18 protein-coding genes are annotated in these 15,279 nt (G+C 64.6%); 9 read left to right on the forward strand and 9 right to left on the reverse strand.

Annotation, left to right across the window (positions count from 1 at the left end):
• The first annotated feature begins 68 nt into the window (after positions 1 to 68).
• The 7 genes from ssuD to MESCI_RS04260 all read left to right on the forward strand — a co-directional run bounded on the left by ssuD (position 69) and on the right by MESCI_RS04260 (position 6,787).
• A complete protein-coding gene (gene ssuD / locus MESCI_RS04225; protein ID WP_164920000.1) occupies positions 69 to 1,232 on the forward strand; it encodes an FMNH2-dependent alkanesulfonate monooxygenase in 1,164 nt (387 codons plus the stop codon).
• Positions 1,229 to 2,005: an ABC transporter permease subunit gene (locus tag MESCI_RS04230; protein WP_013528711.1), complete on the forward strand. Its 777-nt coding sequence runs from the start codon at positions 1,229 to 1,231 to the stop codon at positions 2,003 to 2,005. Before ssuD ends, MESCI_RS04230 begins: the two co-directional genes overlap by 4 nt.
• 10 nt (positions 2,006 to 2,015) lie before the next feature.
• Positions 2,016 to 2,807, forward strand: coding sequence for an ATP-binding cassette domain-containing protein (locus tag MESCI_RS04235; RefSeq protein ID WP_013528712.1), 792 nt, complete (start codon positions 2,016 to 2,018; stop codon positions 2,805 to 2,807).
• A gap of 677 nt (positions 2,808 to 3,484) precedes the next feature.
• Positions 3,485 to 3,844 carry a septal ring lytic transglycosylase RlpA family protein gene (locus MESCI_RS04245; RefSeq protein WP_013528714.1) on the forward strand — a complete coding sequence of 120 codons (360 nt, stop codon included), beginning with the start codon at positions 3,485 to 3,487 and terminating at the stop codon, positions 3,842 to 3,844.
• Between the two features lie 231 nt (positions 3,845 to 4,075).
• Complete coding sequence (locus MESCI_RS04250) at positions 4,076 to 5,353, forward strand: polyhydroxyalkanoate depolymerase (protein ID WP_013528715.1); 1,278 nt, start codon at positions 4,076 to 4,078, stop codon at positions 5,351 to 5,353.
• A 234-nt stretch (positions 5,354 to 5,587) separates the two neighbouring features.
• A complete protein-coding gene (locus MESCI_RS04255; RefSeq protein ID WP_013528717.1) occupies positions 5,588 to 6,205 on the forward strand; it encodes a transglutaminase-like cysteine peptidase in 618 nt (205 codons plus the stop codon).
• Positions 6,206 to 6,619: 414 nt separating this feature from the next.
• Positions 6,620 to 6,787 carry a hypothetical protein gene (locus MESCI_RS04260; RefSeq protein WP_245265299.1) on the forward strand — a complete coding sequence of 56 codons (168 nt, stop codon included), beginning with the start codon at positions 6,620 to 6,622 and terminating at the stop codon, positions 6,785 to 6,787.
• 84 nt (positions 6,788 to 6,871) lie between these two features.
• Here MESCI_RS04260 and MESCI_RS04265 read toward each other — a convergent pair whose 3' ends face one another.
• Genes MESCI_RS04265 through MESCI_RS04280 form a run of 4 tightly spaced genes read right to left on the reverse strand, consistent with a single transcriptional unit; the run spans position 6,872 to position 9,622 of the window.
• A complete protein-coding gene (locus MESCI_RS04265; protein ID WP_013528719.1) occupies positions 6,872 to 7,240 on the reverse strand; it encodes a helix-turn-helix domain-containing protein in 369 nt (122 codons plus the stop codon).
• 10 nt (positions 7,241 to 7,250) lie between these two features.
• Positions 7,251 to 7,781 (reverse strand): Smr/MutS family protein, encoded by a 531-nt coding sequence (locus MESCI_RS04270; RefSeq protein ID WP_013528720.1) that lies wholly within the window; start codon positions 7,779 to 7,781, stop codon positions 7,251 to 7,253.
• Entirely contained in the window at positions 7,778 to 8,893 is a 1,116-nt protein-coding gene (gene mltA, locus MESCI_RS04275) for a murein transglycosylase A (RefSeq protein ID WP_013528721.1), read from the reverse strand. Before mltA ends, MESCI_RS04270 begins: the two co-directional genes overlap by 4 nt.
• A 21-nt stretch (positions 8,894 to 8,914) precedes the next feature.
• The gene (locus tag MESCI_RS04280) at positions 8,915 to 9,622 is read right to left on the reverse strand and encodes a Tim44/TimA family putative adaptor protein (RefSeq protein WP_013528722.1); all 708 of its coding nucleotides are present in this window, start codon (positions 9,620 to 9,622) and stop codon (positions 8,915 to 8,917) included.
• Positions 9,623 to 9,839: 217 nt separating this feature from the next.
• Between MESCI_RS04280 and MESCI_RS04285 the strand changes: the two genes are divergently transcribed.
• Positions 9,840 to 10,340 (forward strand): FxsA family protein, encoded by a 501-nt coding sequence (locus MESCI_RS04285; RefSeq protein WP_013528723.1) that lies wholly within the window; start codon positions 9,840 to 9,842, stop codon positions 10,338 to 10,340.
• A 130-nt stretch (positions 10,341 to 10,470) separates the two neighbouring features.
• Positions 10,471 to 10,971: a protein-export chaperone SecB gene (secB, locus tag MESCI_RS04290; protein ID WP_013528724.1), complete on the forward strand. Its 501-nt coding sequence runs from the start codon at positions 10,471 to 10,473 to the stop codon at positions 10,969 to 10,971.
• A 119-nt stretch (positions 10,972 to 11,090) separates the two neighbouring features.
• On the opposite strand, the gene dnaQ is transcribed toward secB, so the two are convergent.
• The 5 genes from dnaQ to MESCI_RS04315 all read right to left on the reverse strand — a co-directional run bounded on the left by dnaQ (position 11,091) and on the right by MESCI_RS04315 (position 15,093).
• The gene (gene dnaQ / locus MESCI_RS04295; RefSeq protein ID WP_013528725.1) at positions 11,091 to 11,792 is read right to left on the reverse strand and encodes a DNA polymerase III subunit epsilon; all 702 of its coding nucleotides are present in this window, start codon (positions 11,790 to 11,792) and stop codon (positions 11,091 to 11,093) included.
• A gap of 210 nt (positions 11,793 to 12,002) precedes the next feature.
• Positions 12,003 to 12,602, reverse strand: coding sequence for a dephospho-CoA kinase (gene coaE, locus MESCI_RS04300; protein ID WP_013528726.1), 600 nt, complete (start codon positions 12,600 to 12,602; stop codon positions 12,003 to 12,005).
• On the reverse strand, positions 12,599 to 13,441 hold the full coding sequence (locus MESCI_RS04305; protein WP_013528727.1) for a shikimate dehydrogenase: 843 nt from the start codon (positions 13,439 to 13,441) through the stop codon (positions 12,599 to 12,601). Before MESCI_RS04305 ends, coaE begins: the two co-directional genes overlap by 4 nt.
• On the reverse strand, positions 13,434 to 14,033 hold the full coding sequence (locus MESCI_RS04310; protein ID WP_013528728.1) for a Maf-like protein: 600 nt from the start codon (positions 14,031 to 14,033) through the stop codon (positions 13,434 to 13,436). Before MESCI_RS04310 ends, MESCI_RS04305 begins: the two co-directional genes overlap by 8 nt.
• Positions 14,034 to 14,271: 238 nt before the next feature.
• Positions 14,272 to 15,093 carry a pyruvate, water dikinase regulatory protein gene (locus MESCI_RS04315; protein ID WP_013528729.1) on the reverse strand — a complete coding sequence of 274 codons (822 nt, stop codon included), beginning with the start codon at positions 15,091 to 15,093 and terminating at the stop codon, positions 14,272 to 14,274.
• Positions 15,094 to 15,279 lie beyond the last annotated feature (186 nt).

Below are 15,279 nucleotides of genomic sequence, written 5' to 3' on the forward strand. Positions count from 1 at the left end.
GAGAACGCCCGGCGCCATTTGCGTTCGCACCCATATCTCCAGGAGATCCGCCCGTGACTGTGCCAGACATGACCGCGCCTGCCAGCACCGCACCGCTCGATTTCTTCTGGTTCATCCCGACGCATGGCGACGGCTCCTATCTCGGTTCCGAGGAGCAGCAGCGGCCGCCCGAATTCGGCTACTTCAAGGAGATCGCGCAGGCGGTCGACCGGCTCGGCTTTCCCGGCGTGCTGTTGCCGACCGGCCAGAATTGCGAGGATTCCTGGATCACCGCGACGGGCCTCGCGACACTCACCGAAAAACTGAAGTTCCTGGTCGCGCTGCGGCCGGGCGTGACGCTGCCGACTTTCGCCGCACGCCAGACCGCCGCCCTCGATCGCTTGAGCAATGGCCGCCTGCTGCTCAATGTCGTGGTCGGCGGCAACCCGACCGAGCTCGCCGGCGACGGCGTCTTCCTGCCGCATGACGAGCGCTATGCCCAGGCGCATGAATTCCTGACCATCTGGCGCGGCCTGGTGTCCGGCGAGCGGGTCAATTTCAACGGCAAATATTACCGCGTCGAAAATGGCCGCCTCGACCTTCTGCCGCACCAGGAACGGCCGCCGGTCTATTTCGGCGGATCGTCGGATGCCGGCCAGGACCTCGCCGCGGACCTCGTCGACATGTATCTGACCTGGGGCGAACCGCCGGCACAGGTGGCCGAGAAGCTGGCCGCGGCGCGCGCAAAGGCGGCGCGGCGCGGCAGAAAACTGCGCTTCGGCATCAGGCTGCATTTCATCGTGCGCGAGACCGAGGACGAAGCCTGGCGCGCCGCCGACCGGCTGATCAGCCATGTCACCGACGCCCAGATCGAAAACGCGCAGGCGCGCTTCCTCAACCAGATGGATTCGGTCGGCCAGCGCCGCATGGCGGAGCTGCATGGCGGCCGCCGTGACAGGCTGGTGGTGTCGCCCAATCTGTGGGCCGGCGTCGGGCTGGTGCGCGGCGGCGCCGGCACGGCGCTGGTCGGCACGCCGGAACAGATCGCCGGGCGCATCCGCGAATACCAGGCGATCGGCATCGATACCATCATCGGCTCGGGCTATCCGCATCTCGAGGAGGCCTACCGCGTCGCCGAGCTTCTGTTTCCGAAGCTCGGGCTCGGCACCAGGCGGCAGCGGGCGCATGAGAACATCGCCAACGAATTCTCGGTCGGCTTCCATGGCGCCAACCGCCTGCAGGCTTCGTCATGAGCTTTTCCACGCGCCTGCATAGCAACGCCATCGGCTGGCTGCTGCCGGCGCTGATCATTGCCGGCTGGGAGATTGCCAGCCGCGCCGGCGTCATGCCGGCCAACGTGCTGCCGGCGCCCAGCGCGGTCGCCGAGGCCTTCTGGCGGCTGACGTTGTCGGGCGAACTGATCCGCAACATCGGCGTCTCGACCGCGCGCGCCCTTGCCGGCTTTGCCATCGGTGGCTCGATCGGTTTTGCGCTTGGCCTTGCCAACGGGCTGTCGACGCTCAGCCGCGGCCTGACCGACACGACGCTGCAGATGATCCGCAACATTCCGCATCTGGCGCTGATCCCGCTGGTCATCCTGTGGTTCGGCATCGACGAGGAAGCCAAGCTGTTCCTGGTGGCGCTCGGCGTGTTCTTTCCGATCTACGTCAACACGCTGCTCGGCATCCAGAGCGTCGACCCACAGCTGGTCGAGATGGGCCGCGTCTACGGCATGGACCGGCGCGCCCTGTTCTTCCGCGTCATCCTGCCCGGCGCGCTGCCGGCGATCTTCGTCGGCCTGCGCTATGCCCTGGGCATCATGTGGCTGACGCTGATCGTCGCCGAAACCATCTCGGCCAGTTCGGGCCTCGGCTACATGGCCATGCAGGCGCGCGAATTCCTGCTGATCGACGTCGTCGTGCTGTCGATCCTGATCTACGCGCTGCTCGGCAAGCTCGCCGACAGCCTCGCCCGCCTGCTTGAGCGGCTGTCGCTCGGCTGGCATCCGGCCTTCCAGAACGGATGAGAGATTGCCCATGACCGCCGCCAGCCTGACCGCAGCCCGTTCCTTCGTCGCCACGCCGGTGCGGCCGATCGGCTCCGTCGAAGGACAGCGGGCCTTTGCCTTCAGGCATGCCGGCAAGCGCTTCGGCGACAAGACCGTGCTCGACGGCATCGACCTGGACGTACCGGCCGGGCAGTTCCTTGCCGTCATCGGCAAGAGCGGCTGCGGCAAGAGCACGCTGTTGCGGCTTCTGGCCGGGCTCGACCGGCCGACATCGGGATCGCTGTCCTTCGGCGTCGAAGAGGAAGGACACAGCCGCACGCGCTTCATGTTCCAGGAGCCACGGCTCCTGCCCTGGGCCAGCGTGGTGGAAAACGTCGAGGTCGGGCTGACCGGCATCGCCACCGGTAGCGAAGCGAGGCACCGCGCGCTCGACATCCTCGGCGAGGTCGGGCTTGCCGACCGGGCCGACGAATGGCCTTCGGTGCTGTCCGGAGGTCAGAAGCAGCGCGTGGCGCTGGCCCGCGCGCTGGTCGGCCACCCGCAGATCCTGGCTCTCGACGAGCCGCTCGGCGCACTCGACGCCCTGACCCGCATCGAGATGCAGCAGCTTCTGGAACGCATCTGGATCGCGCAGAAGTTCACGGCCGTGCTGGTCACGCATGATGTCGCCGAAGCGGTCGCGCTCGCCGACCGGGTCGTGGTGATCAGCGAAGGCCGGATCGCGCTCGATCTGGATGTGCCCGTGGAACGGCCGCGCCGTCGCGGTTCGGTGGAGTTGGCCCGGCTGGAGGGCAAGATTCTGGATCGGCTGTTCGGGTAGGGCCGGGGGGCAGGGCCCTCGAGGACCGCCTTCCCCCACTCCGTCGCTGCTTCGCAGCGTCACCTCTTCCCCGGAGGGAGAGGAAGGAGCCAAGGTCGGCGAGCTCGCGCTTTTCCTCTCCCCCGTCGATCGGGGGAGAGGTGGCCCGAAGGGCCGGAGTGGGGGTCGACCTTTCATCAAGCTCACCCGCTTGACCGGTTCGCCCACACCAACCCGATCAGCCCGACCAGCATGGTGACGACGCCGATATAGAGCCATTGCGACTGGCCGGTCATGAAGCTGCCGCCGACAACGCCGATGCCTTGCAGCGACTATAGCGCGCCGACGGCAAGCACAATCAACGCCAGCAGATTTTTGGTCAGCCTCATTGCCGGATCTCCCTTTTGAAGTCGATTGGTTGCAGCATCGGGACCGCGATAAAAGAGCCAAAGGAAGTGGCCCGGCCGCGCCGAGCTCTACTTGGATATTAATGTTCGATCTTGTCAAACGGATGCCCGATAGCAACACAAAGATCATCGTTGATTGATCATCGCGTGCCGGAAAATCCCTGACAGACTGTTACCCAGCGACTCCAAACGTGTGCCATTGCCACGGAACCGCCAGATCACTGCCGCATTTCCCGCCTTATTTGGCACCTAACGGCTGGGGTCTGTCAAAAACGGAGCCATCCCCCAAATATGAAGAACCCAAAACAGACCGCGATTGTCGCGGTAACGATCGCTGCTGGCCTGATGGTCGGTGCTTCTTCGGCGACCGCCGCCGCCCAGTGCGGCCGCGCCTCGTGGTACGCCCTGCACTCCAGAACCGCCTCGGGCGAGCGCATGAACCCGTCGGCGATGACCGCCGCGCATCGCACCTTGCCTTTCGGCACCAAGCTCAGGGTGACCAACAAGAACAACGGCCGCAGCGTCGTCGTGCGCATCAACGATCGCGGTCCGTTCATCAAGGGACGCGTGCTCGATCTGTCGAAGGGCGCGGCCGGCCAGCTCGGCTTCATCGGCTCCGGCCACACTTCCGTGTGCATGGCGCGCGTCTAGAGCTTCCTGTGTCCGGCAAGGGCCGGACACACTACCTACACATTTCGCAGCCGCACACTGAGCCGGCTGGCGCCGTTCGGCCCCGATTTCCATGGTCTTGAACCAAAGAAGCATTGGTCACGCAGCGTGACGTATTGCATCGCAGCAATTAGTTGTTAACTTCCCCGCGAGACATTTAGGCTCGGCGCTGCTCGTCGTCCCTTCGGTCGCAGGCAGCAGCGGGGTTTCTCGATGTTCTACCAGCTCTATGAGATGAACCACGCCGCCCTGCAGCCGGCGCGCCTCTATGCCGACGCGGTGCGGATGTTCTACTCCAATCCGCTCAATCCGTTTTCCCACACGCAATGGGGCCGTTCGATCGCGGCGACGGCCGAACTGTTCGAGCGCACCACGCGCCGCTACGGCAAGCCGGCCTTCGGCCTGAGCAAGACCGTAGTCGACTGGAAGAGCGTCGAGGTCGCCGAGAAGACCGTCTGGTCGAAGCCGTTCTGCAATCTCGTGCGCTTCGAGCGCGCTGTCCCCGCCGGGCGCAAGCCCGATCCGAAGCTTCTGATCGTGGCGCCGATGTCTGGCCATTATGCGACGCTGCTGCGCGGCACGGTGGAAGCGATGCTGCCCTATGCCGACGTGCACATCACCGACTGGGTCGATGCCCGCATGGTGCCGCTTGCCGACGGCCAATTCGATCTCGACGACTACATCGACTATGTCATCGACATGCTGCACACGCTGGGGCCGGACACGCATGTGATGGCGGTGTGCCAGCCTTCCGTGCCGGTGCTGGCCGCCGTGGCGCTGATGGAATCCAAGGGCGACCCGTTCGTGCCCTCGACGATGACCTTGATGGGCGGGCCTATCGACACGCGCAGCAACCCGACCGCGGTCAATCTGCTGGCGCAGGAAAAAGGCATCGACTGGTTCCGCGACAATGTCGTGATGCATGCGCCGTGGCCGGTGCCAGGCTTCGGCCGCGAGGTCTATCCAGGCTTCCTGCAGCTGTCCGGCTTCATGAGCATGAACCTCGATCGCCACATCATCGCCCACAAGGACTTCTTCATGCATCTGGTGAAGCATGATGGCGACAATGCCGAGAAGCACCGCGATTTCTACGACGAGTATCTGGCGGTCATGGACCTGACGGCCGAATTCTACCTGCAGACCGTCGACACCGTGTTCGTGCGGCAGGCCTTGCCAAAGGGCGAGATGACGCATCGCGGCACCAGGATCGATCCGTCGGCGATCCGCAACGTCGCGCTGTTCACGGTCGAAGGCGAGAACGACGACATATCAGGCCTTGGCCAGACCAAGGCGGCGCATGATCTTTGCCCCAATATCCCGGCTGAGCGGCACGCCCACTACATGCAGCCGGCGGTCGGTCATTACGGCGTGTTCAACGGTTCTCGCTTCCGCTCCGAAATCGTCCCGCGCATCGTCGACTTCATCACCAGCTATGGCCGCCAGGAGCGTGTCGCGGTGAAGCCGAAGCTGGTCCGCGCCGCCAAGAGATAATGCACGTCGTCCACAATTGCGGGTTTTGGGACGATGACCTGCATAAAACCAAGCTTAACGGCGACAAACCGTGCGATTGACCGGTAAAAGCCGGCCGGCTGGCTGATTCTGTTGCACAAGTGCCGCTGTCCAGCCCCTCGGGTAACCATGCCGACAATCCGACCGTCGTCGTAATTGACACGGACTGTAAATCCCCCTTAACCTTTCGTTAATAACAAAGGGTGAGCGGGGACAATGATTTCCTCATCGATGGCGCGACGGCTGCGCGTGTATGTGGCGGCCGGGCTGGCAATGACGGCGGGCTGGGTGGCACCGGCCTTGGCGGGTGGAGCGATGGCGACCGGGGGGCTCACCTCGCAGCCGATCGGCCACTATGATTTCTGCAAGCTGCATCCGGGCGAGTGCTCGATCCGCCCGGCCAATCTGGCGCCGGCTCCGATGACCGACGCGCTGATGCGCAAGCTTCTCAATGTCACCGCCAGGGTCAACGCCGCCGTCAAGCCGATGAGCGACATGGACATCTACGGCAAGGACGAGGTCTGGGCTTATCCCGACAAGGGCGTCGGCGATTGCGAGGACTATGTGCTGGAAAAGCGGCGCCAGCTTTCGCGCATGAGCATCTCGCTTGCCGATCTTCTGATCACCGTCGTGCGCAAGCCCGACGGCGAGGGCCACGCCGTGCTGACGGTGCGCACCGACGAGGGCGACTATGTGCTCGACAATCTGACCGACAAGGTCAAGCCATGGGACGCGACCGGCTACCGCTTCCTCAAGCGGCAGGCGATCGACAACACCGGCCGCTGGGTCTCGATCCGCGGTGGCCAGCAAGTTCTGGTCGGCGCGGTTCAGTAGGCACCAGCAACGGCGGCTTCCCAGGGGCGGCATCCAACGCTTCGTCATCCCAGGGCGGAGCAGGAGCGAAGCTCCGTCGCGAAGACCCGGGATCCATGCCGTGATGCCGATGAAGAACGCTGCGGCGCAGGAACAGGCGCCTGCAATCGTCATACCGTCATCACCAGATCTTTTGCCCCGTCGCGACGCTCGCAACTCGCGGCATGGATCCTCGGGTCTGCGCGCCCGCTCCGCCCGTGGATGACGAAATCGATGGGCCCTCCGCCAGAATTCGCATTTCTCCGTGAACCATTTCGCTCCGGCCAGCGACACACAGCCGTGAACCGAAACCAACCATGGAGACTTCAGATGACTGCTTTTTTGCGAAACACCCTTCTTGCCGCTATCGCGGTGTCGAGCATGGCCGGATCCGCCATGGCCGATCAGACCACCAGCTGTGCCAAAACCAACCTCAACGACCTCTGGGCCGGCCGCTGTTGCGGTGATGCCGGGGCGTCGGACTGCCTGGGCGGCGGAAACAATGGCCACGACCACGGCGATCATGGCCGGGGTGGAAATGGCGGCACCGCCGGCAAGAAATGATCTCACCACTTTGCCCGCCGGCGGGCCGCCGGCGGGCAGTGTCCTCGTGAGGCAGGCGAACTTGTACCGGCGCGGACCGTCAGGCTACGGCCGCTGGTTCAACGCCGCGCGGATCGATGCGGTGATGCGGCGAAGCTCGGTTTCGTCGAGTTTCTCGATGTTTTCCGCCAGCAGATTGGCGAGCTCGGTGGCGGCGGGGGAAAGACCCGACGTGTCGAGTTTTACACGCGGGTGCGAGGCCTCGGCCAGCCGCGCCAGTTCCTCGGCATCGTCCCAGATGATGTTGAAATAGCCGATGATCTTCTGGATCAGCGTCCAGGTCGGGGCGCCTCGCCTGCCATGTTCGAGCGCCGACAGATAGGCGGCGCTGACGCCGATCGCCGCCGCCATGTCCTTCTGGCGGACACCGCGTTCGCTTCTCAGCGTCCGCAGCTTCTCGCCGAACGGAGTCATGCGCCCGTCCTCATGAACGGACCCGCCGCAGGCGGATATAGAGCGCACCCGAACCGCCATGATTGCGGGCGGCATGGTCGTGGCTGGAGACGAGCGGCCGGAAGGCAGGCGTCGACAGCCAGGCCGGCACGGCGCGCCGCAACACGCCATCGCCGCCGGAAGACGAGCCCTTGCCAGTGATGACCAGGACATAGCGGACGCCGCCGGCATGCGCCCGGTGCAGGAACGAGAACAGCAGCGAGTAGGCCTCGTCCTGCGTCATGCCGTGCAGATCGACGCGGCCCTCGATCGGCAGCCGGCCCTTCGATAATTTGTCCAGCGTCGGTTCGTCGAGGCGGTGCGTGACATGCTGCGCCTTCGGCTTCGCGGTCCCTGCGACATTGGCTACGGGCAGGGCGGGCTGCGACTGGCTTGGCTTGGCCTCGGCAGGAATTTCGGGGATGTCGGCGGCAAATTTCCCCTTCAGCGGCTTGGCCGTGCGCGCCACCAGGTTCCACAGAACCCGGTCGTCCTCGCTGAGCTTGTCCGGGCGCCGGGTCATCGGACCGCACCCGCAATGAGCGCGCGCGGCACCAGCGCATAAAAATCCGCGGCATTGCGGACCACGCCGGCGATCTCGCCGGCGGCATCGCCCGAACCGGCGAACAGGTCGCCCCGCGCCGGCCCGGTGATGGCGGAGCCAGTGTCCTGCGCGATCATCAGGCGGCGGAATGGTTTTGCGTCGAAGGCGGCGAGCGTCGGCGCGTCGATGTAAAAGGGCGTGCCGAATGTGTGCAGCAGGCGGTCGACGGCGATCGAGCGGCCCGGCGTCAGCGGCACCTTGGCGGCGGCGATCGGACCAAGGGCAACGTCCTCGACATCGGCCGGGCGGAAGAAAATGTAGGAGCGGTTCTGCCACAGGATCTCGTCGACGCGGTCCGGATGCGCCTTGAACCAGGCGCGGATCGATTGCATCGTCACTTCCGCCAGCGGGATCTCGCCAAGCTCGCTCAGGACCTTGCCGGGTCCGGTGAAGCGCTGGCCGGATTTGGCGGCATAGGTGACGCGGGCAAGCCGGCCGTCGGTCATGGCGAGGCGTGCGGCACCTTGCACGTGAATGAAGAAGGCATCGACCTTGTCCGCCAACCAGGCGATTTCCAGGCCCTTGCCATCAAGCGCGCCGCGCTCGATCTCGCCACGGTCATGATATTCGACCGGCCCGTTCGGCGTCTGGCGCGCGAAAGCGAGATAGGGGTCCAGGCCCGGCGGCCGGTTTGCGTCATCGATATCGACGAGATCGGCCGGGCGCGACAGCAGCGGCACCGAAAACCGGTCCGTGCGCACCGGTGACGCCTCGACTTGCGGTTCATAGAAACCGGTGACGAGCCCATTTTCGGCAGGGATAAGCGCCGGGACAAAATGGCGCTCGAAGAAGGCGCGGGCCTCCCCGCGGGTCAAAACCGGCGACCGATTCGCCGGCGAAACGGTCCGGGCCTCGGCGTAGGCATCCGCAAAGGCGTCGAAGTCGACGCCGAGCGCGCCGCTGCGATAGGGTCTGGTCAGGACATGGAAGGCCGAGCGCCGAAAGGCGGCGAAGGCCGCCGAATGGTCGTCATCGTTCCAGCCGGGCAGATCGCCGAAGGCTTTCTCGACAAAAAGAGGCGATAGCGACACCGGAGCCTCGCCGCGTATTCCCTAGTCTTCTTCCTCGGTGGCGACGAGCTTCCAGTTCGGATCGCGCGAGCGCGTGTCACGGGCGAAGGTCCAGACATCCTTGACCTCGGCGACGGTTTCCGGGTCGCCGTCGATGACGGCACCGGCCTTGTCGCGGGTCGCCGAAATCAGCTCGCTGATGATGCGCAGCGTGACATGCGCCTCGCCGCCCTTCATCTCGGCCGAGACGATATCGGCCTTGTCGATGCCGACGAAGGAGGACTGGATCTTTTCCGCCTTGGCCTCGCGCTCGCCGATGGCGGCGACAAAACCGTCATAGACCTCGCGCGACAACAGGTTCTTCAGCGTTTTGCGATCGCCGTCGGCATAGGCCATGACGATCATCTCGTAAGCCATCTTGGCGCCGTCGACGAAACCCTTCGGCTCGAAGGACGGATCATTGTCCTTGATCGTGCGCAGGCCCTTGTTGAGGTCGGTATCGGGCTTGGCGAAAGCGTCGATCGCGGCATAGGCGTCGGGAGCCGGCTCGCCTGGCGGACGCTTGCGCGGCAGCGAGACGACGTTTTCGGATTTCTGGGCGGCATCCTTGTCGCCGGTGCGAGCCGCCGAATAGGGATCGAAGGGCGGCCGTTCGCTGCCGGTGCGGCGGCCCAGCACATTGCGCAGCTGGAAAAAGATGACCACCGCCGCAATCAGGAAGAAAATCGTGCCGAAGTCGAAGAATCCCATATCTTCCGCCAATCAATCCCTGCCCTGTGGCCGGACCGTCCGGCCTAACGGCCGCGGTCGCATAGCGTTCAACATTCAAAGCATATAGAACGCAAGGCGCAATCATTCAAATCAAAGGCAGGCATACCTATCTAACAGCCTCGGTGCCAGCGGCGATTGCCAGTTGGCGGCCAAAACAATCAAAACGGTCATAACGATCGAAAAAGGTTGGCAAGACTTGCGCGTTTCGTTGCTTCCCTTCTTTCTCCTTGCACTGCCGCTGCTGGAAATTGCCGGTTTCGTCATCGTCGGCCGCGAGGTCGGCGCGCTGGCGACGGTAGGCCTCGTGCTGGCCTCGAGCATCGCCGGCGTGCTTTTGCTCCGATACCAGGGTTTTGGTGTCATGGCCCGCATCCGCAACGAGATGGCCGCCGGCCAGAACCCCAGCCGCCACCTTGCGCACGGCGCCATGATCGTGGTTGCGGCAATCCTCCTGATCATCCCCGGCTTCATCACCGACATTATCGGCCTGCTGCTGTTCCTGCCGCCGTTGCGCGACTTTGCCTGGAGCCGGTTCAAGGGCCGCATTGTCGTCGCCACCGATTTCTCGACCGGCGGTTTTCGTGGCCGCCAGCGCGACAGGGTCATCGACCTCGAAGACGGCGACTATTCGCGCGAGGACGATCTGAAGCGCGGCCCGGATCACAACTCGCCGTGGCGCCGCCTGAAGGACGATTAACGCGCCGTCCCATCTCCATGCCGCAGCCGGGAAGCAAGGCGGCAAACCTTGTCTTGTCATCCCCGCCATGGTAGCGAACGCCCGATTTCAATTCGGTCAGCGACGCTGCCCAGGCAAGAGGACAAGGCTTATGGCCAGCAAAGATGACGCGCCGGTCGGCGCAGCCAACGGAAACGGCAATGCGGCGCAGCCGTCGCTCAACGTTCTGGCGCAATATGTGAAGGACCTGTCCTTCGAAAGCCCCGGCGCGCCGAATTCGCTGCGCGGCCGCGACAAGGCGCCGGGCATCGCCATCAATGTCAACGTCAACGCCAACCCGCTCTCCGACAAGCAGTTCGACGTCAATCTGACGCTCAACGCCAAGGCGTCCTTCGACCAGGAAGTGCTGTTCAATGTCGAGCTGGTCTATGGCGGCGTGTTCGCCATCGCAGGCTTTCCGCAGGAACACATGCTGCCGATCCTGTTCATCGAATGCCCGCGTCTTTTGTTCCCGTTCGCCCGCCAGATCATCGCCGAGGCAACCCGCAATGGCGGCTTCCCGCCGCTGATGCTCGACCCGATCGACTTCGCGCAGATGTTCCAGCAGAAGCTGGCGGAGGACCAGGCGTCGTCGAAGGTCCAGGTGAGCTGAGGGCTGCCTGCCACGGATTGTGAAAAGCCCGGCCTTGCGCCGGGTTTTTTGTTTTGGGCGGGACGATTGAGGCGCCGGCAGGGCAGAGGGGGGCGCCAAGGATCGCCAACGGGACGATTTTAATTCCGGAGAACCTTCAGCCACAGCGCCTTTTCACCCAATGTCCCGACCATGCCGGCGTGCGCGGCACGTTCGGCTTCTGTCACGCGCGGCGGCAGTGGCGCCGGGCGCGGGGCGACGACGATTTCGATCTGGCGGACATTCTCGCCCTGGGCCGGCGCGGTGGCGCTGTCGAGGATGAGGGCCGCCTGCTTGCCGCCGATCAGCTCGATATAGACCTCGGCCAGCAATTCGGAATCGAGCAGGGCGCCGTGCTTGGTGCGCTTGGTGTTGTCGATGCCGTAGCGCCGGCAGAGTGCATCGAGCGAATTAGGACCCATCGGGTGCTTGCGGCGCGCCAGCGCCAGCGTGTCGACGACGACGCCGTTGTCGATGACAGGGTGACCCAGCCGGCCGAATTCGACGTTGAGGAAGCCGACATCGAAAGTGGCGTTGTGGGCGACCAGCTTGGCGCCGTCGGTAAAGTCCAGCCACTCCTGCACGATCTCGGCAAAGGTCGGCTTGCCCGCGAGGTCCGCCGCGCTGATGCCGTGCACCGCCTGTGCCTCGACATGGATCGCGCGGCCTTGCGGGTTGATGTAGTGGTGGAAGGTCCTGCCGGTCGGAAAACGGTTGACCAGTTCGACGCCGCCCAGCTCGATCACGCGGTCGTCGCGCGAATCGAGGCCGGTGGTTTCCGTGTCGAAGATGATCTCACGCATCGAATCAGTCGCTCCAAAGGAGCAGAATCGTGAGAGCGGAACAAAATGGCAATGAGAAACTATGATGGCCAGGGCAATCGCACAGGTTTGCGCCGCCCCTCATCGCCCTGCACCTTTCCTCTCCCCCGTCGATCGGGGGAGAGGTGTCGAGCGAAGCCGGCAGGCAGATAAGCGGCTCTCACATCGACAGCTGGCGGTCGAGCGGTGGGCTCAACCACCTGGCTTGCCAACCCCTATCAGCTGGCTGATGATTGCAGCGACCTCCGCCCGCGCGGCGTCCATCCCCTGGCCGGTGTCGACGATGAAATCGGCCTGACGGCGCTTTTCCGCATCCGGCACCTGCTTGGCCAGGATCGACGCCAGCTTTTCCTCCGTCATGCCGGGCCGTGCCAGCACGCGTTCGCGCTGGGTCTCGGCCGGGGCGGTGACGACGACGACCTTGTCGACGCGGTTGCGGCCGCCGGTTTCGAACAGCAGGGGGATATCGAGGACGGCGATCGGCGCGCCTGATCCACGATGCCTGGCCAGAAAGGCATCGGCATCGGCGCGCACCAGCGGGTGGATGATGGTCTCCAGCCGCTTCAGCGCCGCGGCATCGCCGAGCACGCGCGCGCCAAGTTTGGCACGATCGACCACGCCGGCGGATGTGGTGCCGGGAAAGGCGGCCTCGACCAGGGGGGCTGCCTTGCCCGCGTAGAGGCGATGCACCGTCTCGTCGGAATCATGGACCGGCACGCCGGCCTCGGCAAACATTTTTGCCGTGGTCGACTTGCCCATGCCGATCGAGCCGGTGAGGCCGAGCACGATCATGGCTTCGGCACCAGATCGGCGACGATCAGGGCCCGGAGTTCGGCCGTCACCCGCGGCCTGATGCCGAACCAGCGCTCGAAGCCAGGCACGGCCTGATGCAGCAGCATGCCAAGACCGTCGACCGTCTTCAGATTTCGCGCGCGGGCGGCCGCGAGCAGCGGCGTCTCCAGCGGCACATAGACGATGTCGGTGACGATGGCATGGTCGGGCAGCCGGGCGGGATCCGCCGACAGGCCTTCATTGCCATGCATGCCGAGTGCGGTGGTGTTGACCAGCAGGCCGGCATCGCCGAGCAGTTCGTTGGTCGCCGCCATGCCATGCGCCGAGACACCGGTGCCGAAACGATCGCGCAATTCCTGCGCTCGGGCCAGAGTGCGGTTGACGATGCGGATGTCGGCAACGCCGCGCTCCTTCAGCGCATGGATGACGGCGCGCGACGCGCCGCCGGCGCCGAGCACCACCGCCGGACCCTTGCTTGCCCAGCCCGGTGCATGATCGTCGAGGTTGGCGGCAAAGCCGTGACCGTCAGTGTTGCCGCCCCACAGGACGCCGTCCTCGAACCACAACGTGTTGACGGCGCCGATTTCTTGCGCCGCCTGGTCGCGGCGTTCGGCCAATGCGAAGGCCGCTTCCTTGTGCGGGATGGTGATGTTGCCGCCGCGGTAATTGTTTGCCTGCAATGTTTCCACGAACACGGCAAAGTCTTGCGGCGCGACATCGATGGCCTGGTAGCTTCCGTCGATGCCATGTTTGGCCAGCCAGTGGCCATGGATCTTCGGCGAGCGCGAATGCTTGACCGGATGGCCCGACACGAAGGCTTTTTTCGACGCCTCAGCCATCGATCGCCCCCAGGTCTCGCAGTTCGGCCAGCAGCGGCAACAGCGGCAGGCCGACAATGGTGAAATGATCGCCCTCGATTTTCTCGAACAATTGAATGCCTTCGCCTTCGATCTGATAGGCGCCGACGCTTCCCAGCGCCTTGGCGCCGACGCGGGCGAGGTGGCGGCCGATGAAGGCGGGATCGAGCTTGCGCATGGTCATCGAAGCGATGCCGACATGCCGCCACAGAACCTTGCCGTCGCGAACCAGCACGGCGGCGCTGTTCAACTGATGGGTCTTGCCCGACAGCGCCAGCAAATGACGGCGGGCACCCTCCATGTCACCCGGCTTGTGGAACACCTCGTCGCCGAGCGACAGCGTCTGGTCGCAGCCCAGCACCAGGGCGCCCGGCCTGCGCTCGCTGACTTCGGTCGCCTTAGCCTCGGCCAGCACCAGGGCGACGTCCTCGGGCGAGACGCCGCTATCCTGCAAAGGCGACTCGAGCGCGCGCTCGTCGACATCGGCCGGCACCGCCTCGACATCGATGCCGGCATTGACCAGCATCGCCTTGCGGAACGGACTGCCGGAAGCGAGGATAAGTTTTTCGGTCATGCTGATTCACCCATGTTGGCGCTCCGTCACGCACCCCTCATCCGACCGAGCTTCGCTCGGCCACCTTCTCCCACAAGGGGAGAAGGGAAGTCCCGCGCGTACGCCGCTGCAAATCGCCAACTGGCGGTATCTTGCGGAGACGACGGTGCCACGTTCTTCCTTCTCCCCTTGTGGGAGAAGGTGGCCTCGCGAAGCGAGGTCGGATGAGGGGTGCTGGTGCTCACTTATCTTACCTGCCCTATCTATTCTTCCCCCGCAGGGCAACGATGGCCGCCGCCGTTTCCTCGATCGAGCGGCGGCTGACGTCGATCATCGGCCAGCCATGGCGCGTGCAGATCTTACGGGCGTAGGCGAGCTCTTCGCTGATCGCCGCGCGATCGACATAGTCTGATGCCTCATACGAGCTGCTGTTGCCGAGGATGCGGTTTTGCCGGACGTGCGAGATGCGCTCGGCGGTGGCGATCAGCCCGACGATGAGCGGCTTGCTGGCGGCAACCAGGCTTTCCGGCACCGGCACACCGAGCACGATCGGGATGTTGGCGGTCTTGATGCCGCGGTTGGCGAGGTAGATGCTGGTCGGCGTCTTCGACGTGCGAGAAATGCCGATCAGCACGACATCGGCATCGTCCATGTTGAGCGGCAGCTGGCCGTCATCATGGTCCATGGTGAAATTGAGCGCATCGATGCGGCGGAAATATTCGGCGTCGAGAACATGCTGGGCGCCGACGCGGCGGCCGGCGGGGGTGCCGAGATAGGACTGGAACACGGTCAGCACCGGCTCCAGCACCGACACACAGGGCAGGCCCATGGCCGCGCAGCGCTCGTCGATGCCGCGCGCCAGCTTCTGGTCCACGACCGTATAGAGGATGATGCCCGGCTCTTCCTCTATGTCCTCGAACACCTTCGCCACCTGCTTTTCGGTGCGGATAAGCGGATAGATATGCTCGATGGCGCGCGCATCCTTGTATTGTGCCGAAGCCGCCCGGCCGGCGGCGAGCAGCGTTTCGCCGGTCGCGTCGGAAATCAGGTGCAGGTGGAAGAAGCTCTGGGGTTTGTTCACAGGGGTCACCTGGGGCTGTGGGCTTCTGTGGATAAAGCGGGATGAAAAGAGGGATCGGTCGGAGGCGACTGTATCAGATGGCAGTTTGTCCACAATTCGATGCGCTGTCAGCTTCGTCGGGCGACTGGGGACAAGTTTGGGGACGGCTTTTTTCGCCTACAGTCCGTCCACAGGACCTGCCTTTCA

The sequence above is a fragment of the Mesorhizobium ciceri biovar biserrulae WSM1271 genome, assembly GCF_000185905.1.
Classification (GTDB): Bacteria; Pseudomonadota; Alphaproteobacteria; order Rhizobiales; family Rhizobiaceae; genus Mesorhizobium; species Mesorhizobium ciceri.